The sequence below is a fragment of the Streptomyces sp. CA-146814 genome (genome assembly GCF_050942385.1).
In the GTDB taxonomy this organism is placed as follows: Bacteria; Actinomycetota; Actinomycetes; order Streptomycetales; family Streptomycetaceae; genus Streptomyces.
In genome coordinates, this window is record NZ_CP192068.1 from 7,180,360 (window position 1) to 7,205,972 (window position 25,613).

General features: G+C 72.1%; 20 protein-coding genes and 1 pseudogene. 13 read left to right on the plus strand and 8 right to left on the minus strand.

Annotated features, from left to right (window positions below; all coding sequences use genetic code 11):
- Positions 1-32 precede the first annotated feature (32 nt).
- Positions 33-176, plus strand: a complete 144-nt coding sequence (gene mmpA, locus ACQP09_RS31710) for a morphogenic membrane protein MmpA (RefSeq protein ID WP_432148681.1) — start codon at positions 33-35, stop codon at positions 174-176.
- Between the two features lie 16 nt (positions 177-192).
- On the opposite strand, the pseudogene ACQP09_RS31715 reads toward mmpA, so the two are convergent.
- Positions 193-1,381 (minus strand): annotated as a pseudogene (locus tag ACQP09_RS31715) (saccharopine dehydrogenase family protein).
- Positions 1,382-1,662: 281 nt separating this feature from the next.
- Here ACQP09_RS31715 and ACQP09_RS31720 point away from each other — a divergent pair.
- From ACQP09_RS31720 to ACQP09_RS31735, 4 genes are read left to right on the plus strand one after another with little or no spacing between them, the layout of a single operon-like run.
- The gene (locus ACQP09_RS31720; RefSeq protein ID WP_433405942.1) at positions 1,663-2,799 is read left to right on the plus strand and encodes a CaiB/BaiF CoA transferase family protein; all 1,137 of its coding nucleotides are present in this window, start codon (positions 1,663-1,665) and stop codon (positions 2,797-2,799) included.
- A gap of 8 nt (positions 2,800-2,807) precedes the next feature.
- On the plus strand, positions 2,808-3,950 hold the full coding sequence (locus ACQP09_RS31725; RefSeq protein WP_380948989.1) for an acyl-CoA dehydrogenase family protein: 1,143 nt from the start codon (positions 2,808-2,810) through the stop codon (positions 3,948-3,950).
- Between the two features lie 45 nt (positions 3,951-3,995).
- Entirely contained in the window at positions 3,996-5,210 is a 1,215-nt protein-coding gene (locus ACQP09_RS31730; RefSeq protein ID WP_433405945.1) for an acetyl-CoA C-acetyltransferase, read from the plus strand.
- Between the two features lie 46 nt (positions 5,211-5,256).
- On the plus strand, positions 5,257-7,434 hold the full coding sequence (locus ACQP09_RS31735; RefSeq protein WP_433405946.1) for a 3-hydroxyacyl-CoA dehydrogenase NAD-binding domain-containing protein: 2,178 nt from the start codon (positions 5,257-5,259) through the stop codon (positions 7,432-7,434).
- Positions 7,435-7,458: 24 nt separating this feature from the next.
- On the opposite strand, the gene ACQP09_RS31740 is transcribed toward ACQP09_RS31735, so the two are convergent.
- The gene (locus ACQP09_RS31740) at positions 7,459-8,196 is read right to left on the minus strand and encodes a MerR family transcriptional regulator (RefSeq protein WP_433405948.1); all 738 of its coding nucleotides are present in this window, start codon (positions 8,194-8,196) and stop codon (positions 7,459-7,461) included.
- Positions 8,197-8,432: 236 nt separating this feature from the next.
- Between ACQP09_RS31740 and ACQP09_RS31745 the strand changes: the two genes are divergently transcribed.
- From ACQP09_RS31745 to ACQP09_RS31755, 3 genes are all read left to right on the plus strand, one after another.
- Positions 8,433-9,308 (plus strand): oxygenase MpaB family protein, encoded by an 876-nt coding sequence (locus ACQP09_RS31745; RefSeq protein ID WP_433405950.1) that lies wholly within the window; start codon positions 8,433-8,435, stop codon positions 9,306-9,308.
- 524 nt (positions 9,309-9,832) lie between these two features.
- Complete coding sequence (locus ACQP09_RS31750; protein WP_433405952.1) at positions 9,833-11,221, plus strand: M14 family metallopeptidase; 1,389 nt, start codon at positions 9,833-9,835, stop codon at positions 11,219-11,221.
- Between the two features lie 73 nt (positions 11,222-11,294).
- Positions 11,295-13,040 (plus strand): BCCT family transporter, encoded by a 1,746-nt coding sequence (locus ACQP09_RS31755; protein WP_433405954.1) that lies wholly within the window; start codon positions 11,295-11,297, stop codon positions 13,038-13,040.
- Positions 13,041-13,135: 95 nt separating this feature from the next.
- On the opposite strand, the gene ACQP09_RS31760 is transcribed toward ACQP09_RS31755, so the two are convergent.
- Positions 13,136-14,134, minus strand: coding sequence for an FAD-dependent oxidoreductase (locus ACQP09_RS31760; RefSeq protein ID WP_433406833.1), 999 nt, complete (start codon positions 14,132-14,134; stop codon positions 13,136-13,138).
- A gap of 140 nt (positions 14,135-14,274) precedes the next feature.
- On the opposite strand from ACQP09_RS31760, the gene ACQP09_RS31765 reads away from it, so the two are divergent.
- On the plus strand, positions 14,275-15,912 hold the full coding sequence (locus ACQP09_RS31765) for an ABC-F family ATP-binding cassette domain-containing protein (RefSeq protein WP_433405956.1): 1,638 nt from the start codon (positions 14,275-14,277) through the stop codon (positions 15,910-15,912).
- An 85-nt stretch (positions 15,913-15,997) separates the two neighbouring features.
- Here ACQP09_RS31765 and ACQP09_RS31770 read toward each other — a convergent pair whose 3' ends face one another.
- Both ACQP09_RS31770 and ACQP09_RS31775 read right to left on the minus strand, forming a co-directional pair.
- Positions 15,998-18,427: a Tex family protein gene (locus tag ACQP09_RS31770; RefSeq protein ID WP_433405958.1), complete on the minus strand. Its 2,430-nt coding sequence runs from the start codon at positions 18,425-18,427 to the stop codon at positions 15,998-16,000.
- A 175-nt stretch (positions 18,428-18,602) separates the two neighbouring features.
- Positions 18,603-19,469 (minus strand): SCO6745 family protein, encoded by an 867-nt coding sequence (locus ACQP09_RS31775; protein WP_433405960.1) that lies wholly within the window; start codon positions 19,467-19,469, stop codon positions 18,603-18,605.
- Between the two features lie 133 nt (positions 19,470-19,602).
- Between ACQP09_RS31775 and ACQP09_RS31780 the strand changes: the two genes are divergently transcribed.
- Positions 19,603-20,568, plus strand: a complete 966-nt coding sequence (locus tag ACQP09_RS31780) for a GlxA family transcriptional regulator (RefSeq protein WP_433405961.1) — start codon at positions 19,603-19,605, stop codon at positions 20,566-20,568.
- Positions 20,569-20,606: 38 nt separating this feature from the next.
- Complete coding sequence (locus ACQP09_RS31785) at positions 20,607-21,242, plus strand: DJ-1/PfpI family protein (protein ID WP_433405963.1); 636 nt, start codon at positions 20,607-20,609, stop codon at positions 21,240-21,242.
- 74 nt (positions 21,243-21,316) lie between these two features.
- On the opposite strand, the gene ACQP09_RS31790 is transcribed toward ACQP09_RS31785, so the two are convergent.
- A complete protein-coding gene (locus ACQP09_RS31790; RefSeq protein WP_433405964.1) occupies positions 21,317-22,090 on the minus strand; it encodes an enoyl-CoA hydratase/isomerase family protein in 774 nt (257 codons plus the stop codon).
- Between the two features lie 80 nt (positions 22,091-22,170).
- Here ACQP09_RS31790 and ACQP09_RS31795 point away from each other — a divergent pair, with 80 nt between their 5' ends.
- Positions 22,171-22,872: an HdeD family acid-resistance protein gene (locus tag ACQP09_RS31795; protein ID WP_433405966.1), complete on the plus strand. Its 702-nt coding sequence runs from the start codon at positions 22,171-22,173 to the stop codon at positions 22,870-22,872.
- Positions 22,873-23,018: 146 nt separating this feature from the next.
- Positions 23,019-23,474 (plus strand): ATP-binding protein, encoded by a 456-nt coding sequence (locus ACQP09_RS31800; protein ID WP_433405968.1) that lies wholly within the window; start codon positions 23,019-23,021, stop codon positions 23,472-23,474.
- A 27-nt stretch (positions 23,475-23,501) separates the two neighbouring features.
- On the opposite strand, the gene idi is transcribed toward ACQP09_RS31800, so the two are convergent.
- Entirely contained in the window at positions 23,502-24,095 is a 594-nt protein-coding gene (gene idi / locus ACQP09_RS31805; protein ID WP_433405970.1) for an isopentenyl-diphosphate Delta-isomerase, read from the minus strand.
- A 147-nt stretch (positions 24,096-24,242) separates the two neighbouring features.
- Positions 24,243-25,523 (minus strand): GNAT family N-acetyltransferase, encoded by a 1,281-nt coding sequence (locus tag ACQP09_RS31810; RefSeq protein ID WP_433405972.1) that lies wholly within the window; start codon positions 25,521-25,523, stop codon positions 24,243-24,245.
- Positions 25,524-25,613: the final 90 nt, after the last annotated feature.

A 25,613-nucleotide genomic window follows, 5' to 3' on the forward strand; every position in this document is an offset into this window, starting at 1 on the left:
CATAAAGCGATCTTGCTGGGCAGGCTGAACGCATGAACGCCTCTCGCACAGCCATCCGCCCCGCGCCCCTCGCCCCCGCCCAGCGCCGCATCGCGCTCGGGATGGCCCTCGGCGGGGTCGTCGGCCTCGTCTGGCTCGGTGCGATGCTCTACACGCTGGCCAGCTGGATCTTCTAGACCTCGGTCCGGCGCCTCACCGCACCGCCGCCACCCGGAAGCGCAGCCCCGCCGCCGTCAGCCGTTCCAGCAGCGCATCGCCCATCGCCGTGGCCGTGGTGACCTGGCCCGAGGTCTCCGGGAGCTCGTCCAGCGCGAGGCAGAGCGCCGACTCGGCGAGCATCTTGGCCGTCTCGCCGTAGCCCGGATCGCCGCCGGACACCTCCGTGAAGACCCGCCGGCCGCCGCCCTCCCCGACGAAGCGGACGGTGAACCAGCTCCGCCCGCGGCGCTCCGCGTCCGGCCCCTGCCCCGCTTCGTACCGCCCCATCAGCCACTCCCGTACGCCTTCGATCTGCGCGGCGGCGACCAACGCCCCCATGGCCGCCGGGCCGCCGAGGGCCATCGGCAGGGTCTTGACCGAGGCGAAGTGGCGGTAGCGGAAGTCGGGGCCGTACCGCTCCAGCGCCCGCGCCGAGCGGCCCACGATCGCCGGGTCCACGGTCGGCAGCGGCAGCCCAGGTGCCGGTGGACCCGTTGAAGTGCGGTGCGCCCACGGGCGTGCGGACCCGGCGGCCGACCTGGCGCGGCTCGTGCAGGCGTCGCTCCCGGGCCGCGAGCACCATCTGCGGACCGCGGCCCATCGCGGTGAGCGCCGAGGCGAACGTACCGCCGGAGAAGACGGCGTTGCTGCGGACGAACCCGTCGACGGTCAGCGGCACACCCTCCGGCAGCTGCTTGACCGTGAAGTACGCGCCCAGATCATGCGGTACGGAGTCGAAGCCGCAGGCGTGCACGATCCGGGCGCCCGTCTCCCGGGCCCGCGCGTCGTGGCGCACATACGTCCGGTCGATGAACTCCGCCTCGCCGGTGAGGTCCAGGTAGTCCGTCCCGGCCTCGGCGCAGGCGGCGACGAGCTTCTCGCCGTACAGGATGTACGGGCCCACGGTCGTGGCCACCACCCGCGCGGATGCGGCGAGTTCGCGCAGCGCGTCCTCGTCGTCGGCGTCGGTCTCCACCAACGGCAGCTCGGCGCAGGCGGGTTCGATCGCGGTGAGCCGTTCGCGCAGCCGCTCCAGCTTGGTGCGGCTGCGGCCGGCCAGCCCCCAGCGCAGCCCTTCGGGTGCGTGCGCCGCCAGGTACTCGGCCGTGAGCACCCCCACGAAGCCGGTGGCACCGAAAAGGACGACGTCCAAGGGGCGTGCCGCCCCGTTCTGCCTGTTCACGAGTACCTCCGGGAGGGCGGTGACGGGTGGAGACGTGGCAGGCAGGCTAGCGGAGGAGGGCGGCGCGCGGCGGGGCGGGGCGTGGGAGTACGGCCGGGACGTGGGAGCACGGCGGGGGCGTGGGTGTTGGCGTGGCCGCGTGGAAGGTCCGGCGGGGATGAGGGAGGATCGCCGGGAAAAGAACTAAGCGCTTGCTCGGCCCAGGGGGTTGTGCCGAGCCGGGCCCGTTCTTAGCATCATTGATGTTACATCGGTTGTGTCACACCCCTGGGGGCTCACGGATGGCAAGGACCGGGCAGCACGGCCCGCTGGCAGGAGTCCGTGTCGTCGAGCTGGCGGGGATCGGCCCCGGGCCGTTCGCGGCGATGCTGCTGGCGGACCTCGGCGCCGACGTCGTACGGGTCGACCGGCCCGGCGGAGCGGGTCTCGGCATCGACCCGGCGTACGACATCACCAACCGCAACAAGCGATCGGTCCTGGTCGACCTCAAGGCGGAGGGCGGCGCCGACCGCGTCCTCGACCTGGCCGAACGCGCCGACATCCTGATCGAGGGGTACCGCCCCGGCGTCGCGGAGCGGCTCGGCGTCGGGCCCGACGCCTGCCTCGCCCGCAACCCGAGGCTGGTCTACGGGCGGATGACCGGCTGGGGCCAGGACGGGCCGCTGGCGCAGCGGGCCGGGCACGACGTCGCGTACCTCGCGCTCACCGGCACGCTCTCCATGATCGGCAGTCCGGACGAGCCGCCCGTGGTCCCCGCCAACCTGGTCGGCGACTACGCGGGCGGCTCGCTCTACCTCGTCGTCGGGGTCCTCGCCGCCCTCCAGCACGCCCGCACGCCGGGCGGCTCGGGCCAGGTGGTGGACGCGGCGATCGTCGACGGCGCCGCCCACCTCGCCTCGATGATCCACGGCATGCTGGCCGCCGGGAGCTGGCAGGACCGGCGCGGCGCCAACCTGCTGGACGGCGGCTGCCCGTTCTACGGCACCTACGCCACCTCCGACGGCGGCCACATGGCGGTCGGCCCGCTGGAGGGGCAGTTCTACGCCGAGTTCATCGGCCTCCTCGGCCTGGCCGACGCCTTCCCCGACCGGTGGGAGCTGGCCCGCTGGGACGAGCTGCGCGCCGCCGTCACCGAGCGCTTCCTGACCCGTACGCGTGCGGAGTGGACCGAGGTCTTCGAGGGCACCGACGCCTGCGTCGCCCCCGTCCTCTCGCTCCGCGAGGCACCGCACCACCCGCACCTCGCCGCCCGCTCCACCTACGTCGAGCACAGCGGCATCACCCAGCCCGCCCCGGCCCCGCGCTTCTCCGCCACCCCCGTCTCCGTCCGCAGCGGCCCCGCACAGCCGGGCGCCGACACGGAGGCGGTCGCCGCCGACTGGGACGTACCGGCGCTCCGGCCCCACCCTCACGACTAGGAGACCCCGTGCAACGCCAGATCTTCACCGAGGAGCACGACGCGTTCCGCGAGACCGTCCGGGCCTTCCTGGCCAAGGAGGTGCTCCCGTACTACGAGCAGTGGGAGCAGGACGGCATCGTCTCGCGCGACGCCTGGCTCGCCGCCGGGCGCGCCGGGCTGCTCGGTCTCGCCGTCCCCGAGGAGTACGGAGGCGGCGGGTCGACCGACTTCCGCTACAGCGCCGTCCTGGCCGAGGAGTTCACCCGGGCCGGGGCGCCCGGCCTCGCGATCGGCCTGCACAACGACATCATCGGCCCGTACCTCACCGGTCTCGCCACCGACGAGCAGAAGCAGCGGTGGCTACCCGGCTTCTGCTCCGGCGAGACCATCACCGCCATCGCCATGACCGAGCCGGGCGCAGGATCCGACCTCCAGGCCATCCGCACCACCGCCGAGGACAAGGGCGACCACTGGCTGCTCAACGGCTCGAAGACCTTCATCTCCAACGGCATCCTCGCCGACCTGGTGATCGTCGTCGCCAAGACCACCCCTGACGGCGGCGCCAAGGGGCTCTCGCTGATCGTCGTCGAGCGGGGCGCGGAAGGGTTCGAGCGCGGCCGCAACCTCGACAAGATCGGCCAGAAGTCGCAGGACACCGCCGAACTGTTCTTCAACGACGTCCGCGTTCCGAAGGAGAACCTCCTCGGTGAGCTGGACGGCGCGTTCATCCACCTCATGACCAACCTGGCCCAGGAGCGCATGGGCATAGCGGTCGCCGGGATCGCCGCCGCCGAACACCTGCTGGAGATCACCACGCGGTACGTCAAGGAGCGCGAGGCGTTCGGACGACCGCTGGCCAAGCTCCAGCACATCCGGTTCGAGATCGCGGAGATGGCCACCGAGTGCGCCGTCACCCGTACCTTCCTGGACCGGTGCATCGTCGACCACTCCGACGGGACGCTGGACGCCGTCCACGCCTCGATGGCCAAGTGGTGGGCCACCGAATTGCAGAAGCGCGTCGCCGACCGCTGCCTCCAACTCCACGGCGGCTACGGCTACATGAGCGAGTACAAGGTCGCCAAGGCCTTCACCGACGGCCGTATCCAGACCATCTACGGCGGCACGACCGAGATCATGAAGGAGATCATCGGCCGCTCGCTGCTCGCCTGACGACCTCCTCGATCTCTCCTCAACCACCCTTGAAAGGCAGCTGCCTTGAGTACCGAAGCATTCGTCTACGACGCGATCCGCACCCCGCGCGGCCGCGGCAAGGCCAACGGCGCCCTGCACGGCACCAAGCCGATCGACCTGGTCGTCGGCCTCATCCACGAGATCCAGGGCCGCTTCCCGGACCTGGACCCGGCAGCCATCGACGACATCGTCCTCGGCGTGGTGAGCCCGCTCGGCGACCAGGGCTCCGACATCGCCCGGATCGCCGCCATCGCGGCCGGCCTCCCCGACTCCGTCGCGGGCGTCCAGGAGAACCGCTTCTGTGCCTCGGGCCTGGAGGCGGTCAACCTGGCGGCCGCGAAGGTCCGTTCGGGCTGGGAGGACCTGGTGCTCGCCGGTGGCGTCGAGTCGATGTCCCGGGTGCCGATGGGCTCCGACGGCGGCGCCTGGGCCATGGACCCGATGACCAGCTTCGAGACCGGCTTCGCGCCGCAGGGCATCGGCGCCGACCTCATCGCCACCATCGAGGGCTTCAGCCGCCGCGATGTCGACGAGTACGCCGCCCTCTCCCAGGAGCGTGCCGCCGCGGCCTGGAAGGACGGCCGCTTCAACCGCTCCGTCGTCCCGGTCAAGGACCGCAACGGCCTGCTCGTCCTGGACCACGACGAGCACATGCGCCCCGGCACCACCGCCGACTCCCTCGCCGGCCTCAAGCCGTCCTTCGCCGCCATCGGCGACATGGGCGGCTTCGACGCGGTGGCGCTCCAGAAGTACCACTGGGTCGAGAAGATCGACCACGTCCACCACGCGGGCAACTCCTCCGGCATCGTCGACGGCGCCGCCCTCGTCGCCATCGGTTCGAAGGAGGTCGGCGAGCGCTACGGCCTCACCCCGCGCGCCCGCATCGTCGCCGTCGCCGTCTCCGGCTCCGAGCCCACCATCATGCTCACCGGCCCCGCCCCGGCCACCCGCAAGGCGCTCGCCAAGGCCGGGCTCACCATCGACGACATCGACCTCGTCGAGATCAACGAGGCCTTCGCCGGGGTCGTCCTGCGCTTCGTCAAGGACATGGGCCTGAGCCTGGACAAGGTCAACGTCAACGGCGGCGCGATCGCGCTGGGCCACCCGCTCGGCGCGACCGGCGCGATGATCCTCGGCACCGTCATCGACGAACTGGAGCGCCGCGACCAGCGGTTCGGCCTGGTCACCCTCTGCGTCGGCGGCGGCATGGGTGTCGCCACGATCGTCGAACGCATCTGACCTGTTCCCGGCCCCGGCCCCACCTGCTTACGGAGAAAACACCGACATGACGACCGAGAGCACCACCATCCGCTGGGAACAGGACGAGACCGGCGTCGTCACCCTCGTACTCGACGACCCCGACCAGTCGGCCAACACGATGAACCAGGCCTTCAAGGACTCCATCGCGGCCATCGCGGACCGCGCCGAGGCCGAGAAGGACTCCATCCGCGGCATCATCTACACCTCCGCCAAGAAGACCTTCTTCGCGGGCGGCGACCTCAAGGACATGATCAAGGTCGGCCCGGAGAACGCCCAGGCCGCCTTCGACACCGGCACCGCCATCAAGCGCTCGCTCCGCCGCATCGAGACCCTCGGCAAGCCCGTCGTCGCCGCCATCAACGGCGCGGCCCTCGGCGGCGGTTACGAGATCGCGCTCGCCTCCCACCACCGCGTCGCCCTCGACGCCCCCGGCTCCCGCATCGGCCTCCCCGAGGTCACCCTCGGCCTGCTCCCGGCCGGCGGCGGCGTCACCCGTACCGTACGCCTCATGGGCATCGCCGACGCGCTGCTCAAGGTGCTCCTCCAGGGCACCCAGTACACCCCGCAGCGCGCGCTGGAGAACGGCCTCGTCCACGAAGTCGCCGCCACCCGCGAGGAGATGATCGAGAAGGCCCGCGCCTTCATCGACGCCAACCCCGAGTCCCAGCAGCCGTGGGACGTCAAGGGTTACCGCATCCCCGGCGGCACCCCCTCCAACCCCAAGTTCGCCGCCAACCTCCCGGCGTTCCCATCCAACTTGAAGAAGCAGATCGCGGGCGCGCCCATGCCCGCGCCGCGCAACATCCTCGCGGCGGCCGTCGAGGGCTCCCAGGTCGACTTCGAGACCGCGCTGACCATCGAGGCCCGGTACTTCACCGAGCTGGTCACCGGCCAGGTCTCCAAGAACATGATCCAGGCGTTCTTCTTCGACCTCCAGGCCGTCAACTCCGGCGCCAACCGGCCCAAGGACATCCCCGAGCGCCCGGTCCGCAAGGTCGCCGTACTCGGCGCCGGGATGATGGGCGCGGGCATCGCCTACTCCTGCGCCAAGGCCGGGATCGAGGTCGTCCTCAAGGACGTCTCCACCGAGGCCGCCGCCAAGGGCAAGGCGTACAGCGAGAAGCTGCTCGCCAAGGCGCTCTCCCGGGGCCGTACGACGGAGGCGAAGCGCGACGAGCTGCTGGCCCGGATCACCCCGACCGGCGACGCGGCCGACCTCGCGGGCTGCGACGCGGTGATCGAGGCCGTCTTCGAGGACACCGCGCTCAAGCACAAGGTGTTCCAGGAGATCCAGGACGTCATCGAGCCCGACGCGCTGCTCTGCTCCAACACCTCCACCCTCCCCATCACGGTCCTCGCCGAGGGAGTGTCCCGCCCGGCCGACTTCATCGGCCTGCACTTCTTCTCACCGGTCGACAAGATGCCGCTGGTCGAGATCATCAAGGGCGAGCGGACCGGCGACGAGGCGCTGGCCCGCGCCTTCGACCTCGTACGGCGCATCAAGAAGACGCCGATCGTCGTCAACGACTCGCGCGGCTTCTTCACCTCGCGCGTCATCGGCCAGTTCATCAACGAGGGCGTGGCGATGGTCGGCGAGGGCGTGGAGCCCGCGTCCATCGAGCAGGCCGCCGCGCAGTCCGGCTACCCGGCCAAGGTGCTCTCCCTGATGGATGAGCTGACCCTGACCCTGCCCCGCAGGATCCGCAACGAGACCAAGCGCGCGGTGGAGGAGGCCGGCGGCACCTGGCCCGGCCACCCCTCGGACGAGGTCATCGACCGCATGGTCGACGAGTTCGGCCGCCCGGGCCGCAGCGGGGGAGCGGGCTTCTACGACTACGACGAGGAGGGCAAGCGCACCGGTCTCTGGCCGGGCCTGCGCGAGCACTTCACCACCAAGGCCGAGGCGGACGTCCCCTTCGAGGACATGAAGGAGCGGATGCTCTTCTCCGAGGCGCTGGACAGCGTCCGCTGCCTGGAGGAGAACGTCCTCATCTCCGTCGCCGACGCCAACATCGGCTCCATCATGGGTATCGGCTTCCCGCCGTGGACCGGCGGCGTCCTCCAGTACATCAACGGGTACGAGGGCGGCCTGCCCGGATTCGTCGCCCGCGCCCGGGAGTTGGCCGAGCGCTACGGCGACCGGTTCCTGCCGCCCGCGCTGCTGGTGGAGAAGGCGGAGAAGGGCGAGACCTTCCACGACTGAGGCCGTTCCGGAGCGCGTTGACCGTCACTCGGCGGTGAACGCGCTCCGCAGCTCCTCCTTCAGCGACCGCTGAAAGGCCGTCACCAGGGCCTGCACGACGATCGGTTGCATGTGCGCGGAGAGCGACTTCATCGCCGCCACATGCTCCGGATCGCCCTCGCGCTCCCGGTACGGATTCCACACCTCGTCCCGGAAGAGCCGGGTCATCTCCTGAGCGGCCGACCGGGTGTGCTCCAGCAGCACGGTCCGCGCAGCCAGGATCGTCTCGTGCGCGATCGGCACGTCCAGCAGCTCGACGCCGAGCCGCAACAGCCCGAGATCCACCCGGTACGTACCGCCGTCCTCCTCCGGCCGCACCAGCACGCCCATCGCCGCCAGCCGCTCCACATCCGGCTCACCGAGCACCCGCCCGGCCCTTTTCTCCAGCTCAGCCCGGGTCAGGTCCTCCGCCGTGTCCGGCGCCCAGGACGCCACCAGGGCCCGGTGGATCGCCAGATCGTGGGCGCTCAGGTCGGGCGGCAGCTGCTCCAGATAGCGCTCGATGGCGGCGAGTGTCATGCCCTGGTGCTGGAGCTCCTCGATCAGCGCGAGCCGCGAGAGGTGGTCGGCCCCGTAGTGCCCGACCCGGCGGGGCCCGATGACCGGCGGCGGCAGCAGACCCCGGGTGCTGTAGAACCGCACGGTACGCACGGTGACGCCGGCACGCGCCGCCAGCTCGTCCACCGTGAGCGTGGGCTCGTCGGTCCCGGTCCCCGTCGCCATCTCTGCTCCCCGCAGTCGACCTCGTATCGAACAGTGCCGCTGTCTCACCACTCCTGCCAAAGTCTCCGGCACCGCGGCCCCGCCGTCCACCCCGGGCCGCGGCCGACCCGGCCCTCGCCATTGCGGCCTCCGGCGGCCCCGGACCCCCCGCCACCCGATCCCCCGTATACGAGGGATCATGGAGAGCACGGGACGGGCAGCGCACCGCAGGCCCGCCAGGAGTGCGGGAGCACCGGATGAGCAGCGCGAACGGCGTCGAGGAGCCCCTGCCGCCCCCGCCCGGCGGCGTCCTCTGGAGCCTCTCCGGTGACATCCGGGCCCTGCTGATGCTGCCCGCCGCCCTCACCCTCCAGGTCGCCCACCCGGCCGTCGGCGCGGGCGTCGACGAGCACTCCGTCTTCCGTACCGACCCCTGGGGGCGCGGCGAACGCTCTCTGCGCTCGCTCCAGCTCTGGGTGTACGGCGGTACGGAGGCTGCCGAGGAGGGCCGCAGGCTGCGTCGGCTCCACCGCACCATCCAGGGCACGGACACCCGGGGCCGCGCTTACCACGCGCTGACGCCCGCCCACTACGCCTGGGTGCACGCCACCGGCTTCCCCGTCTACCGGCACGCCGCGCGCTACCTGATCCGGCCCATGACCCCGGCGCAGGAACGCGCACTGTACGCGGAGTGGCTCCAGGTCGGCCGGATCCTCGGCATCCACGACCGGGACATGCCGCAGACGATCGAGGAGTTCTGGCCTTACTGGGAGAAGATGCTCGCCGGCGAGATCGAGGCGACGACCGTGGTGCGCGAACTGGTCGACGTCGACCAGCCCGTGCCGCCGCCGGACCGTGGCCCGTGGCCCGTACGGATGGCGCTGCGGGCCCTGTGGCCGGTGCTGCTGCCGCCGCTGGCCCGCGGTCGGCGGTTCCTCACCATCGGGCTCATGCCGCCGGACGCCCGCACGGCGATCGGCCTGCCGTGGACGGCGGCTCAGGAGAAGCGGCTGCGGCGGCTCTGCTCGGTGCTCCGGGTCGTCGTGCCCGTACTCCCGGAGCGGCTGCGGTACCTGCCGATGGCCCGGGCGGCCCGGGCCGCCCGGGCCGCCAGGGGCCGTCGGAGCGGCTGAGCTTCGCCGCTCCCACGTCCCTCGACGGAGCACATACAGCGGGTCAGCGGTGGCCGTGGCCGCCGTGACTGTGGTCCCTGTGGTCATGGACCGTGTTGGTCGCCGCGATCTTCTTCCACGACGCCGGCCGCTCCGGCCGGATCGCCGCCGCCGGGACGGTCGACCGGGCGGAGGGTGCCGCCGAGCGGTCGTGGAGCCGGGCAGGGGTGGTGCCGACCGGTCGTGGGACCGGGCAGGGGTGGTGCCGACCGGTGGCGGGACCGGGCGGGGGGTGGTGCCGACCGGTCAGGAACGAGGCTATGCCGCCCACCGGGCAGGACGGTCGAATCCGTGCGTCCTTGTCACACGAACGCCATGCCCTCGTCACGGCCGGCAGTGATCGCCCCCTGTTGCACGGGAGTTGACCGGGGTAACGTCCGCGACACCGACCGACCGGTAGGGCGCGCGGTGCCCGCCGCTCGACCCCGCCGGTACTGCGCCCGTATTCCGCCCGTACTCACTCGTACTCCGGGAGCCAGCCGCTGATGACCCCTCGCATCACCCGCGCACTCCGCATGCTCAGCCCGCATCCATGGCTCGCACCCGTCGCAGGGCCGGGCCGCCCGCCGTCCGGTGCGCACCGACGTGGCCAGGCGGGACGGCGGCGGAGTGCGGTGGTGGCGGGGGTGCTGGCGGCGCTGGCCGTCCCCTTCGCCATCGCACCGGCCGAGGCGGCGCCGCGCCCGCCGCGCACCGGGTTCGAGACGAGCGAGGGGGCCCGCTGGACCGGGCTCGGTGAGGAGCAGGCCTTCCTCGGAGCGGTGGACCGGGGGAGCGACCGGGTCGCCGTCGACCGGATCGGGACGACCGGGGAGGGCCGCCCGCTCCAGCTCGTACGCATCGGAAAGCAGCGCCCCGCCGCCACCACGGTCCTGCTGATCTGCAGCCAGCACGGCGACGAGCCCGCCGGCCGCGAGGCCTGTCTGACCACCGTGCGCGACCTCGCCTACGCCGAGGACCGCGCCACCCGCGCCTTCCTCTCCCGTACGACGGTCCTGGTCCTGCCCACCGCCAACCCGGACGGCCGCGCCGCCGACATCCGGGGCAACGCCGACGGCGTCGACATCAACCGGGACCACATCGCCCTGGCCACCGCGGAGGGCCGGGCCATCGCGGCCGTCGTCCGCGACGAACGGCCGGATGTCATCTACGACTTGCACGAGTACGGCGCCACACCCCCGTACTACGACAAGGACCTCTTCGTCCTCTGGCCCCGTAACCTGAACGTCACCGGCCGGGTCCACGACGCCTCGCGGACCCTCTCCGAGCAGTACGTACGTCCTGCCGCGACCGGCGCCGGCCACAGCAGCGGCCACTACGGCATCTGGACCGATCCGGTCACCGGCGACCCCATCAAGCAGACCGCCGGTGACGGCCAGGAACGCATCCTGCGCAACGCCTCCGGCCTCAAGCACGCGGTCGGCCTCCTCATCGAGTCACGCATCGACGCGCTCAGCGAGGAGGAGAAGGACGACCAGGCCCTCAACCAGCGCCGCAGGGTCCACTCCCAGCGGACCGCGCTCGGCGGCCTCTTCGACTTCACCGAGGAGCAGCGCCTCCGCATCCGCGCGGCCACCGGGCTCTCGCGCGTGGCCGGGTACGCCGACCGGGGCCCGGTGTATCTCGGCGGCGCCGACAACGACCCGGCCGAGCCCGGCGAGATCCTCACCGACCCGCCGTGCGGCTACCGGCTGACGGTGGCCCAGTACGCCGACGTGAAGGACGAGCTGGCCCTGCACGGCGTCCGGTCCCACCGCGATGGTGATGGCGTGTTTGTGCCCCTACGTCAGTCGGGCAGGAACCTGATTCCGCTGCTTCTCGATCAGCGGGCGACATATCCGATCACACGTGGTCAAGCCAACACCACTTGTTGATCCTTCGAGATCGTAGGCAGGTGTGGTACTGCCTACGAAGAGTGTTTTTCAGACTCGGTGAAAGGTGCCATCAGTGTCCCAGGACGATCAGTCAGCGGAGGGCCGGGAGGAACTGTCGGTCACGGCGGACCTGCCACCCGAACCGGTCAGCACCCGGACCCCGACCACCGACCGGGTGGTCTTCGGCGTCACGGCGGTCCTCACGCTCGCCTTCGTCATCTGGGGCGCGACCGCCACCTCATCGTTGGAGACCGCGTCCGGCAAGCTGCTCGAAGGGCTGATCCACAACGGCGGCTGGGCCTTCATGCTCGCCGCGTCGGGCTTCGTCATCTTCGCCCTGTGGCTGGCCATCAGCCGGTACGGGAAGATCACCCTCGGCCAGGAGAACGAGGAGCCGGAGTTCCGGACCATCTCCTGGATCGCCATGATGTTCAGCGCCGGTATGGGCATCGGGCTGATGTTCTGGGGCGTGAGCGAGCCCCTGGCCCACTACCGCACGCCGCCGCCCGGCACCGACCCCGCCGACTCGGCCGATGCGATGCAGACGGCGATGGCCACCACCCTCTTCCACTGGACGCTGCACCCGTGGGCGATCTACGCGGTGGTCGGCCTCGCCATCGCCTACAGCGCGTACCGGATGCGCAGGCGCCAGACGATCAGCGCGGTCTTCGAGCCGCTGATCGGCAAGCGCCACGCGTACGGCGGCTTCGGCCGCTTCATCGACATCCTGGCCATCTTCGCGACGCTCTTCGGCTCGGCGGCCTCGCTCGGTCTCGGCGCGCTCCAGATCGGCAGCGGGATCCAGGAACTGGACTGGCTGGAGAAGGCCGGCACCGGCCTCCTCGTCGCCATCATCGCCGTGCTGACGGTCGGTTTCGTCGCCTCCGCCGTCTCCGGTGTGGAGAAGGGCATCCAGTGGCTCTCCAACATCAACATGGTGCTGGCCCTGGTCCTCGTCATCTTCGTCTTCATCGCCGGTCCCACGATCTTCATCCTCGACCTGGTGCCGACCTCGCTGGGCGCCTACCTCAGTGACCTCGGCCAGCTGGTCGGGCGCACCGAGGCGACCGGCGGCGGTGAGGTGGCCGAATGGCTCGGCGGCTGGACCGTCTTCTACTGGGCCTGGTGGATCTCCTGGACGCCCTTCGTCGGCATGTTCATCGCCCGGATCAGCCGCGGCCGCACGATCCGCCAGTTCGTCGGCGGCGTCATCCTGGTGCCCAGCACGGTCAGCCTGATCTGGTTCGCCGTCTTCGGCGGCACGGCCATGAAGCTGGACGAGGCGGGCAAGCTCACCGGCGCCGAGACCCCCGAGGCGCAGCTCTTCGGCGTCCTCCAGGAGTTCCCGATCGCCACCGTGACGAGCATCCTGGTCATGGTCCTCGTCGGCATCTTCTTCGTCTCCGGTGCCGACGCCGCGTCGATCGTCATGGGCACACTCTCGCAGAAGGGCGTCCTGGAGCCGGGCAAGCTGGTCGTCATCTTCTGGGGTGTGGTCACCGGAGCCGTCGCCGCGATCATGCTGCTCATCGGCGACGGCAAGGAGAACGCGCTGGAGGGGCTCCAGAATCTCACCATCCTGGTCGCCGCCCCCTTCGTCGTCGTGATGATCGGCATGTGCGTGGCCCTCATGCGCGACCTGCGCCGGGACCCGCAGATCGTCCGCCAGGAGTTCGGTGTGGAGGCGGTCGAGTCCGCGGTGATCGAGGGGCACGCGAAGTACGACGGCGACTTCGAGATCCGGATCGGCCCCGGCACCACGGTCACCACGGACGAACGCCACAAGGAGGTCCCGATCGAGAAGCGCCCCCAGGACTGACCTTCCAGCTCCCGGGGACGACTTCCTCGTACGTGTACGGCGGAGGTTCCTCCTCCGTGTACGGCGGCGGTTCCTCGTACGTGTACGGCGGCGGCTCAGCCCACCAGGGCGGCCGCCGCCCGTGCGCAGCCCCAGGCCACGGTCACGCCCGCGCCGCCGTGGCCGTAGTTGTGCACCAGGAGACCGCCGCCCGGCAGGGCCTCCGCCTCGATCCGCACCCCGGCCTCCCGCACCGGCCGCAGCCCCACCCGGTGCCCCAGCACCCGGGCGCGCGCGATCTCCGGCCGCACCCGCGCACACCGCGCCACGATCTCCCGGGCCGTCCCCGCGTCCGGTTCCCGGCGCTCGTCGTCCGCCTCGGCCGTACCGCCCAGCACCAGGCCGGCCGGCTGCGGGAAGAAGTACGTCGTGGCGGCCGACGCCGAGTCCGCCTCGGTGAACCACTCCGCGATCCCTGGGTTCTCCACCACGACCAGCTGCCCCCGCACCGCCCGCACCCCCGCGTCCGGCACCAGCTCCCGCGCCCCCAGCCCCGTGCAGTTCACCACCACCGGGGCCCGCGCCGCCGCCTCCGCGAACCCCGCCACCGCACGCCGCTCCACCGCACCGCCCGCCGCCACCAGCCGCCGCTCCAGCCACGCCAGGTGCACCGGCATGTCCAGCAGCGGCAGCACCACCCGCAGCCCCTCGGCCACCTCCACCGCGCCCTTCAGCTCCGCAGCCCACGGCCCCAGCGCCGCGAACCGCTCACCACCGTGCACCCCCGCCACCAGCCGTACGCCGGTGCCACCGGGCCCGGGGCCTGTCGTCAAACTGCCGTCTGCCGGGCTTCGGGCGACGACGGCAGTTTGACGACAGGCCCCGGCCGCCAGCTCCTCGTACACCGCAAGCGTCTCCAGCGCCCAGACGCCGACCCGCTCCGCCGGTTCGATCCGGTACGGCCACCACAGCGCGCCCGCCACCGCCGAGGTCGTCGCCCCGGCCGGATCGCGCGACCAGACCCGCACCCGCAGCCCGCGCTCGGCCAGCGTCACGGCGGTGGTGAGACCGATGACCCCGCCGCCCAGCACGATCACATCCGCCACGTCCGCCACACCTGCGTCATCCGTCGCCATGGTCACTCCTGTCCCGTCCGTACGCACCTGTCGCTGCCCGGACGCTAACGGAGAACCCCACGTCGGGGGCAGAGGGCAGCGGAGGGCACCGGCCACCGGCGACTAGGATCGGCACCCTGATGACTGCCACCCTCGTCGCCAAGGACCTCGCCGCCGGACACGGCGACCGCACACTCTTCGCCGGACTCGACCTCGTCGTCGCCCCCGGAGACGTGATCGGTCTCGTCGGAGTCAACGGCGCCGGAAAATCGTCCCTGCTCCGCCTGCTCGCCGGACTCGACCGCCCGGAGGAGGGCGAGCTGCGCCTCTCGCCACCCACCGCCACCGTCGGCCACCTCCCGCAGGAGCCCGAGCGGCGCGAAGGCGAGACCGTGGCCGCGTTCCTGGCCCGCCGCACCGGCGTCGCCGACGCCCAGCGCGCCATGGACGAGGCGACGGAGGGCCTGGTCTCCGGCGCTCCGGGCGCGGACGACGCGTACTCCGAGACCCTGGAGCGCTGGCTGGCCCTCGGCGGCGCGGACCTGGAGGAGCGGGCCGCGCAGGTCGCCGCCGAACTGGGCCTGAGCGTGAGCCTCGACCTTCCGATGACGGCGCTCTCCGGCGGCCAGGCGGCCCGCGCCGGACTCGCCTCGCTCCTCCTCTCCCGCTACGACATCTTCCTGCTGGACGAGCCCACCAACGACCTGGACCTCGACGGTCTGGAGCGGCTGGAGCGCTTCGTCTCGGGGCTGCGGGCCGGGACCGTCGTCATCAGCCACGACCGCGAGTTCCTGATGCGCACGGTCACCAAGGTGCTGGAGCTCGACCTCGCGCAGCAGCAGATCAACCTGTACGGCGGTGGCTACGCGGCCTACCTGGAGGAGCGCGAGACCGCCCGCCGGCACGCCCGCGAAGGGTACGAGGAGTACGCCGACAAGAAGGCCGCCCTCGAAGCGCGCGGCCATATGCAGCGCTCCTGGATGGACAAGGGCGTCAAGAACGCCCGCCGCAAGGCCACCGACGGTGACAAGCTCGGCCGCAACGCGCGCAGCGAGGCGAGCGAGAAGCAGGCGGCGAAGGCCCGGCAGACCCAGCGCATGATCGAGCGCCTGGATGTCGTCGAGGAGCCGCGCAAGGAGTGGGAGCTGCGGATGGAGATCGCCACCGCCCCGCGCTCCGGCTCGGTCGTCGCGACCCTGCGCGAAGCCCAAGTGGTGCGCGGCGACTTCTCGTTCGGCCCCGCCTCGCTCCAGATCGACTGGGCCGACCGGGTCGCCATCACCGGCGCCAACGGCGCGGGCAAGTCGACGCTGCTCGCCGCCCTGTTGGAGCGGCTCCCGCTCGACTCCGGCCACGCCACGCTCGGTTCGGGCGTCGTGGTCGGCGAGGTGGACCAGGCCCGCAAACTCTTCCTCGGCTCCCAGTCGCTGCTGGAGGCCTTCTGCGCGGCGGTGCCCGACGAGGAACCGGCCGAAGTCCGCACGCTGCTCGCCAAGTTCGGACTCCGCGCCGACCATGTGATGCGCCCGGCCACCAGCCTGTCCCCGGGCGAACGCACCCGCGCCGCCCTCGCCCTGCTCCAGGGCCGAGGGGTCAACCTCCTGGTCCTGGACGAGCCGACGAACCATCTGGACCTGCCCGCCATCGAGCAGTTGGAGTCGGCCCTGGAGAGCTACACGGGCACGCTGTTGCTGGTCACCCACGACCGCCGGATGCTCGAAGCGGTCCGCGTGACGCGCCGCATCGAAGTGGCGGACGGCCAGGTCAAGGAAGTCTGAGCGGAGTGACGGGGGTTGAGTGCGGCCCGCACTCAACCCCCGTAACCCCGCGAGGGGGCGGGCCGCCCCCGGAGACCACCGAGGCTCAGCGCCCCCGGCCGCCCTGCTTCGGATCGGTCAGCCCGGCCCGCCGCAGCGCATCGGCCATCGCGCTGTTCGCCGGAGCCGGAGCACCCTGCCCCTGCCGCGATCCACCGCCGCCACCGCCGCGCCGGTCCCGGCCGCCGCCCTGACGGCCCTGCCCGCCACCGGACCCCTGACCGCCCTGGCCCTGCCGCTGCTTCGGCGGACGCGAGCCGCGCTCACCGCGACCCTGCCCACCGCCACCCGCGCCCGGCTCGTCGTCCAGCCGCAGCGTCAACGAGATCCGCTTGCGCGGCGCATCGACGTCCATGACCTTGACCTTCACGATGTCCCCGGGCTTCACGACCTCACGCGGGTCCTTCACGAACGTCTTCGACAGCGCCGACACATGCACCAGCCCGTCCTGGTGGACGCCGATGTCGACGAACGCGCCGAAGGCGGCCACATTCGTCACGACGCCCTCCAGCACCATGCCCGGCTCCAGGTCGCCGAGCTTCTCGACGCCCTCCTTGAAGGTCGCCGTGCGGAAGGCGGGCCGCGGGTCGCGCCCCGGCTTCTCCAGCTCCTTCAGGATGTCCGTCACGGTCGGCAGACCGAACATGTCGTCCACGAAGTCCGCCGCCCGCAGCGCCCGCAGCGCCTCCGCGTTGCCGATCAGCGAGGCGACCTCGCCGCCCGCCGTCTTCCCCATCCGCCGCACCACCGGGTACGCCTCGGGATGCACGCTGGAACCGTCCAGCGGGTCGTCGCCGCCCCGGATCCGCAGGAAGCCCGCACACTGCTCGTACGCCTTCGGACCGAGCCGCGCCACGTCCTTGAGCGCCTTGCGGGAGCGGAAGGGGCCGTTGGTGTCGCGGTGCGCGACGATGTTCTCGGCGAGACCGGAGCTGATCCCGGAGACCCGTGAAAGCAGCGGCGCGGAGGCGGTGTTGACGTCCACGCCGACGCCGTTCACACAGTCCTCGACGACCGCGTCCAGCGAGCGCGAGAGCTTCACCTCGGAGAGGTCGTGCTGGTACTGGCCGACGCCGATCGACTTCGGGTCGATCTTCACCAGCTCGGCCAGCGGGTCCTGGAGCCGCCGCGCGATCGACACCGCGCCGCGCAACGACACGTCCATGTCGGGCAGTTCCTGCGAGGCGAAGGCGGAGGCGGAGTACACCGAGGCGCCCGCCTCCGAGACCATCACCTTGGTGAGCTTCAACTCCGGGTGCTTGTCGATCAGTTCACCGGCGAGCTTGTCCGTCTCACGGGAGGCGGTGCCGTTGCCGATCGCGATCAGGTCGACCGCGTGCTCCTTCGCCAGGTGCGCGAGCTTGGCCAGCGCCTGGTCCCACCTGTTGGCGGGCACGTGCGGGTGGATCACCTCGGTGGCCACCACCTTGCCGGTCGCGTCGACGACCGCGACCTTCACCCCCGTACGGAAACCGGGGTCCAGACCCAGCGTGGCCCGCGTCCCGGCCGGTGCCGCGAGCAGCAGATCGCGCAGGTTCGAGGCGAAGACCCGGACCGCCTCGTCCTCCGCCGCCGTACGCAGTCGCAGCCGCAGGTCGATGCCGAGGTGCACCTGGATCCGGGTCCGCCACGCCCAACGCACCGTGTCCGCGAGCCACTTGTCGCCCGGCCGGCCCCGGTCAGCGATCTCGAAGCGGCGGGCGATCATGTTCTCGTACGTCGAGGGGCCCGGCCGCTCGGCGGCCTCGGGCTCCTCCGGCTCCAGGACCAGGTCGAGCACGTTCTCCTTCTCGCCGCGCAGCATCGCGAGCACCCGGTGCGAGGGCAGCGCGGTGAACGGCTCCGCGAAGTCGAAGTAGTCGGCGAACTTGGCGCCCGCCTCCTCCTGGCCCTCACGCACCTTCGCCGCCAGCCGGCCACGGGTCCACATGCGCTCGCGCAGCTCACCCGTCAGGTCGGCGTCCTCGGAGAACCGCTCGGTGAGGATCGCCCGCGCGCCCTCCAGAGCAGCCGCCGCGTCCGCCACGCACTTGTCGCCGTCCACGAACGCGGCGGCAGCGGCGAGCGGATCGGCCGACGGGTCCCCGAGCAGGCCGTCCGCCAGCGGTTCGAGCCCCGCCTCCCGGGCGATCTGCGCCTTCGTCCGCCGCTTCGGCTTGAACGGCAGGTAGATGTCCTCCAGGCGCGCCTTCGTCTCGGCACCCCGGATCGCGGCCTCCAGCGCGGCGTCGAGCTTGCCCTGCTCGCGTACGGATTCGAGGATCGACGTACGCCGCTCCTCCAGCTCCCGCAGATAGCGCAGCCGCTCCTCCAGCGTGCGCAGCTGCGCGTCATCGAGCGATTCGGTCGCCTCCTTGCGGTAGCGAGCGATGAACGGCACGGTGGACCCGCCGTCGAGCAGCTCGACGGCCGCCCTGACCTGTCGCTCACGTACGCCGAGCTCCTCGGCGATCCTGCCTTCGATGGACGTCGTCACGGTTTCCCGACTCGCCTTCTCGTACTGGCTGTGCAGTTGACAGGGCCCTCTCGGTCGGATCGGACCCCCAGAGCTGCATTGTGCCGGGTGGTCGGGGGCGGTGTCGCATGACCTCGGGGAACACGCCCGGGAGCTCCCGTACCGGGTACGGGAGCTCCCGGGCCGGTCGCGCGGGTCAGCGCCCGGTCGCCTCGGCCGGGAACGCGCCGTTCGCGGCCGCCGTGAACAGGAAGCCGCGCCCCAGCTCGGTGAGCCGCTCCACGCCTTCCGCGCCGAGGTGTTCGTACGGGGCCCGGTCCATCCGGTCCGTCGCCTCCTCCACCTCCGCGCGCAGCGCCGTCCCCGCCTCGGTCAGCGCCAGCTCCTCGCCCGCGACCAGCAGCCCGCGCTCCCGCAGCCGCTCGGACGCCGCCTCCCAGTCGGTGCGCCGCCAGCCGCGCGAGGAGAGGATCCAGCGGATGGCCATGCCCTTGCCGGTCGCGGTGTGGCTGACGAGCGACTCGACCGGGTCCAGACCGGCGGCGAGCAGCGCGGCCAGGTGCGCGTCGCCTCGGTGTTCGCGCAGCAGGGTCGCGGCGTGCCAGAACGCCAGGTGCGGCTCCTCGGGTACCGGCAGCTCCGCGTGGGCCGCGTAGAGCGGGCGGGCGTGCGGGGTGCACGCCTCGGTGGCGCGCAGCGCGAGCCGGGCCGCCTCCGCCATCTCCTCGGAGCCGATGATCTCCTCGCCGAGCAGCCGCCGCAGCGTCGCGTCCGCTGCCCGCAGCCGGGCCCCGAGCACCTGCCCGGGCGAGGCCACGGACCAGACGGCGGGCACGTGCTGGGCGACCAGGGCGGGGTTGAAGTTGTAGAAGGTCGCGGTGACGGCGCCCGCCCCCACCGCCCCGAACGCGGCGGCCCGGGTCGCGAAGTAGGCGGCGCTCGGGTCCTCGATACCGAGCTTCCCCATCTCGGCGCCGAGGTCGGGAGAGAAGAAGAGGCACGAGTGCAGCGGGTTGACGGCGTTGTGGCAGCGGCGTTCCGCACGGGCCGGAAGAGTACTCATACCCGCACGTTACCGACTGGTCGGTACGCCGTGAAGTGCGGGGGACGTGTCCAGCGCGGGAAAGGCCCGATGGCAGAAAAGGTGGGGTACTCGTCATTGCGGCCACCGCCGCTCACCGCCCAGGATGACAGGCGTGACCCAGCGAACCGTGCTCGCCGTCCTCTTCGACGGCGTCCAGAGCCTCGACGTGACCGGTCCGATGGAGGTCTTCGCCGGAGCCTCCCGGGCACCGGGCGTCGCCTACGACCTGCGCACCGCCTCGCTCGACGGCGGCCCGGTCCGCACGAGCAGCGGACTGGCCCTGGTCCCTGACGGCAGCCTCGCCGAGGCACCCGTACCGCACACGCTGCTGGTCCCCGGCGGACACGGCACCCGCGACCCCCGCCCGGAGCTGACCGCCTGGCTGCGGGCCCACGCCGGGCAGGCGGAGCGGCTGGTCTCCGTGTGCACCGGGGCCCTGCTGCTGGCCGAGGCGGGCCTCCTGGACGGCCACCGCGTGACGACCCACTGGAACTACTGCGCACAGCTCGCCCGCGACCACCCGGCCGTCCACGTCGACCCCGACCCGATCTTCGTACGGGACGGACGGCTGGCCACCTCGGCGGGCGTCACCGCCGGCATCGACCTGGCCCTCGCGCTGGTCGAGGAGGACCACGGCCGGGACCTCGCGCTGACCGTCGCCCGCCACCTCGTCGTCTTCCTGCGCCGCCCCGGCAACCAGGCCCAGTTCAGCGCCCAGCTCAGCGCGCAGACGGCACACCGCGAACCGCTGCGCGAGGTCCAGCACTGGATCACCCAGCACCCGGACGCGGACCTCGCCGTGGAATCCCTCGCGGCCCGCGCCCGGCTCTCGCCCCGGCACTTCGCCCGCGCGTTCCGGGAGGAGACCGGGATGACACCGGGGCGGTACGTGGACCGCGTACGCCTGGAGCACGCCCGCAGGCTCCTGGAGGACACCTCCGACCCCGTCGAACAGGTCGCCCGCGCCAGCGGCTACGGGACGCCGGAGGCCATGCGCCGCGCCTTCGTGAAGGCCCTCGCCACGGCACCGGCGGAGTACCGCCGCCGCTTCCGTACCCCGGTCTCCACCACCACCTGACCCGACCTGACCTGACCCGTCCACCGAAAGGCAGCCCCGTGCAGATCGCCATCGCGCTCTTCGACCGCTTCACCGCCCTGGACGCGGTAGGACCGTACGAGATCCTCGGCCGCGCCCCCGGCGCCGAGGTCGTCTTCGTCGCCGAGCGGACCGGCCCCGTGGCCAACGACAGCGGCAGCCTCCAGCTCGTCGCCCACCAGACCTTCGCCGAGGTCCCGTCACCCGATCTGGTGATCGTGCCGGGCGGTCCGGGGCAGAGCGCCCAGATGGAGAACGAGGCGCTGCTCGGCTGGCTGCGCGCGGTGGACGCCACCACCACCTGGACGACTTCCGTCTGCACCGGCTCGCTGCTGCTGGCGGCGGCCGGGCTGCTGAGGGGCCGGCGGGCCACCTCGCACTGGCTGGCGCTGGAGGCGCTGAAGGAGTTCGGCGCCGAGCCGACGGGGGAGCGGGTGGTGTTCGACGGGAAGTACGTCACCGCCGCCGGGGTCTCCTCCGGCATCGACATGGGCCTCACCCTGCTCGGCCGGATCGCGGGCGACGACACGGCCCGCTCGGTGCAGCTGCTCACCGAGTACGACCCGCAGCCGCCGTACGACTGCGGGTCGCCGGAGAAGGCTCCGGCGGCACTGGTGGAGGAATGGCGCGCCAAGAGCCGACACGTCACCCAGTAGGACCCGATCGACCGCGTGATCCCTTTAAGGCCGACGCGTGACCCTATGGAGCGCGCGTCACCTCTTAGGGCTCGTCACCTCACAGGGCCCGTCGAGCCCGTCGTGTACGTGAACTTCGGCTCCCGCCGCTCCAGGAAGGCGGCGACCCCCTCCGCGGTGTCGCCGCTGCCCTGCGCCTGGCCGGTCCAGTACGCGTCCCGGTCCTGCCGCCCGGCCGCGAACTCCTTCGCCGCCGCCTGCGTCAGCTGGGAGCGCGAGGCCAGCACCTCCGCGTACGCCGCCACCCGCTCGTCCAGGCCGCCGGCCGGCAGCACCTCGTCCACCAGTCCGGTGCGCAGGGCCCGCTCCGTGTCGATCAGCTCGCCGGAGAAGAGCAGGTGCTTCGCCGTGGCCGGACCGACCAGGCCGGCCAGCCGCCGGGTGGAGGAGGACGGGTAGACGATGCCGAGCTTGGCGGGCGTGACGCCGAACAGGGCGCCCTCCTGCGCGAACCGCAGATCGCAGGCGGCCGCGAGCTGACTGCCGCCGCCCACGCAGTAGCCGCGCACCGCGGCGAGCGTCGGCCGCGGGAAGGCGGCGAGCGCCTCCTCGGCGGCCACCGCCAGCGCCTGCGCGTCCCCGGCGCTCTCCCGCAGCGTGGAGATGTCCGCCCCGGCGCAGAAGGTGTCCCCGGCGCCCGTCAGCACCAGCACCCGGACCGCCGGGTCGGCGGCCAGCCGCTCCAGCAGCTGCGGCAGGCCGCGCCACATCGCGGTGGTCATGGCGTTGCGCTTGGCGGGGTGGCTGATCACGACGGTGGCGATTCCGTCGTCGACCGAGCAGAGCAGCTGGGGTTCCGTACGGTCCATGCGCCGGATGCTATCCGCAGGGTTCGAACCTATGATCAAGAAGGGGTCGCGAAGCGGACACGCACCGTAAGGAGCTGTCGATGAACGGACCCACCGCCGAGGGCAGGAAGCACGGACCCGGCACCCAGGGCGGTAAGCGCGGACCCACCGCCGAGGGCAGAAAGCTCACCCGCAGCTTCAGCTGGCTCGCCCTCCTCGGCACGCTGCTGGTGATCGCGGGCATCATCGGCCTGATCTACACCGGCGTCGCCACCCTCACCTCGATGCTGCTCTTCGGCTGGCTGCTGCTGATCGGCGGTCTCGTCGGCCTGGCGCACGCCATCGAGTCGCGCGGCACCAACTACTTCTGGCTCGGCGTCGTGGTCGCCGCGCTGAACCTCGCCGCCGGTGTCGTGGTCATCCGCCACCCGGAAGGAACCGCCGAGGCGCTGACCATGTTCGCCGCGCTGCTCTTCCTGACCGGCGGAGTGTTCCGGCTGGTCGGCAGCGTCGTGGTCCGTGGCCCTCAGATGGGGTGGACGCTGCTGCAAGGCGCCTTCGGGCTGTTGCTGGGCCTGCTGGTGCTATTCGACTGGCCGCACAGCAGCCTGTACGTTCTCGGCGTCTTCTTCTCGCTGGCCCTGCTCTTCGACGGCCTCGGCCTCATCGCCATCGGGGTCGGCGGCCGGCGCATCGTCAGCATGGTCTCGGAGCAGCTGGAAGGCCGGCCCGACGATCGGCTCGATGCACCCGGCCCGACTACGGACCGTACGCCCAAGGCCCCGGGAGACGGTCAGAAGTAGGCTGCCACCTGGCGCCATCGCGCGCCTTCGGTCAAATAGCGCCGATACACAGCTATTTCCGATCAGTGGCACGGTACGGACCAAGCCATTCCCAACACTCTTTACTCGACGGTCAGTGCAGTGCGAGTGAGAGCTGGTGCCGGACGATGGAGAGCCTCGGGAGTGCCCCTGCCGATCCCGTGTCGTACGAGGGGGTGTGGCGCTTCACCGCCCCCGCCGTGGATGTGTCCGTGCCCCAGTCCCGGCACGCCGTGCGCGACCTTCTGAACCGCCAGGGCGTGCCGATCGAGGAGGACATCCTCCAGGGTCTGCTGCTGATCGTCTCGGAGCTGGTCACCAACGCCGTCAAGCACGCGGCGCTGCTCTCGCCCGAGCTGGCGGTCGAGGTGGCCATCGGGGCCGACTGGGTCAGAGTCTCGGTCGAGGACAGCCACCCCTACCGGCCCACCGCGCTGGAGACGGACTACGCGCAGACCGGCGGTCGCGGACTGCTGCTGGTCAAGGAGGTCACCGCGGAGGCGGGCGGGACCTGCGACGTGGAGCACACCGCCGGCGGCGGCAAGATCATCTGGGCGGCGCTGCCGTTGAAGACGCAGCTCTGACCGCCCCGTACGCGATCCGCGCGAGGCTCACCAGCCCGCGGACGGACCCGTCAGCTCACGGATCGCCGGACGCGCCGCGTCCAGCACCGTCATGAACCACGCCGAGAACGGCGCCTCGGCATGCCGCTCCGCCAGCTCCGCCGCCGTCACGAACGCCGTCTCGCCGACCTCCTCCGGGTCCGGCTTCAGCGCCTCCTGCGCCATCCCCACGAACAGGTGGTTGAACTCCTGCTCCACCAGGCCCGAGGCCGGGTCCGGATGGTTGTAGCGGACCGTGCCCGCCTCCGCGAGCAGCGAGGGCGCGATGCCCAGCTCCTCGTACGTACGCCGGGCCGCCGCCGCGAAGGGGGCCTCGCCCGGGTAGGGGTGGCCGCAGCAGGTGTTCGACCAGACGCCGGGGGAGTGGTACTTGCCGAGCGCCCTGCGCTGGAGCAGCAGCCGTCCCTGCTCGTCGAAGAGGAAGACGGAGAACGCGCGGTGCAGCTGCCCGGGGGCCTGGTGGGCCGCCAGCTTCTCCGCGGTGCCGATGGTGGTGCCGTTCTCGTCGACCAGTTCGAGCATGATCGCTTCTGCGGTGCCGTTCGACGAGCTGTGCGTCGCGGTGGCTGGTGTGGTCGGCATACCCATCCTTGTCTGTGGTCCCCGGCCTCGTGCGCCGGACCCCTCGAGTCCGGCCAAGTCTGCCGTACAAAAGCCGCTTGTCCGTACTTCGGGTCCGGGCATGTCCGGCCCGCCGCGCCCGGTGAGCGCGGCGGGCCGGACGGGCCGTCAGACCCCGAAAGCCGCCGGATAGCGGATCATGCCCACCGGAACCGGAACGGAATCGTCCAGGACCAGCGCCATCATCGCCTCGTCCGGCACCGCGAACCCGGCCCGGATCCCGTACCGGGAAGCGGGTACGCAACCGAAGCGCGCGTAGTAGTCGGGATCACCGAGCACCACCACCAGCGCCTCTCCGCGCACCCGGGCCGCATCGAGCGCCGCCCGCACCACGGCCTGCCCGGCGCCCTGCCGCTGGTAGGCGGGCGAGGTGGCGACCGGGGCCAGCGCGAGCGCCGGAGCGTCCCCGATCCGGCACCGGGTCAGCAGCGCGTACGCCGCCACGGACCCGTCCGGCGCCTCGGCGACGTACGACAGCCCCGGCAGCCAGGCCTCGGCGTCGGCGCGCAGGGCGTCCACGAGGTCGGCCTCGTCCCGGGTCGGGAAGGCGGCCGAGTTGACCGCGTGCACGGCCTCCCGGTCCGCCGCCGTCTCCGGCCGGGTGGTCCAGCGGGGGTCGGCCGGGCGCAGCACGTACGCGGCGTAGCCGTACTCCGCGCCGTACTCACGCCGTACCGCCAGCTCCTCACGGGTGGCCGCGAGCGCCCACTCCATACCGGGAGACATGCCGGGAGCCGTGGGACCGGCGCTCTCCACCCGTTCGGCGAGCGGGACGTAGTACGTGTCCCAGTCGCTGTCGGGCTGGAGCAGGACCGACGAGACCGTGCAGCCCGCGGCGACGGCCGCCGCGGTGGTCTCGGGCCGGGTGCGCAGGGAGCCGTTGCGGTCCCAGAAGTCGCGCGCCCCGGCCGAGGGCGCGTCGGTGGTCCAGACGCACTCGGAGACCACCATCGCGCCGCCCGGAGCGAGCAGCCGCTGCCAGTCGCGTACGGCGGTGGCGAAGCCGATGCAGTACGCCGACCCCTCGGCCCAGATCAGGTCGAAGGAGCCGGCCGGGAAGCCGGGGCCGGTGAGGTCGCCCATGTCGGCCCGGACCGTACGGATACGGTCGCCCAGGCCGCGCGCCTTCGCCGCCTCGTCCAGCTCGTCCAGGAACGGCTGGTGCAGGTCGACCGCGGTCACCTCGGCGCCCGCCTCGGCGGCGAGCAGCAGCGAGGCGCGGCCCGGACCGCAGCCCAGGTCGAGGACGCGCGGACGGTCGGGGAGAGGGCCGGCCAGAGCGAGCAGCCGGCGCGTGGTGGCGTCGGAGCCGGGGCTCTGGCGGGGGAGACGGTGGTGCAGGGTGAAGAACGCCTCGGTGCGCGAGGCGTCGTCGGTGTGGTCGGTCAACGTGGGAACCCTTGCGTGCGAGGGCTCCGGCTGATCCGGGAAAGGTGGACCTAGCCGGAAACCCGGGAGATGAGGGAAGAACGATTGCCG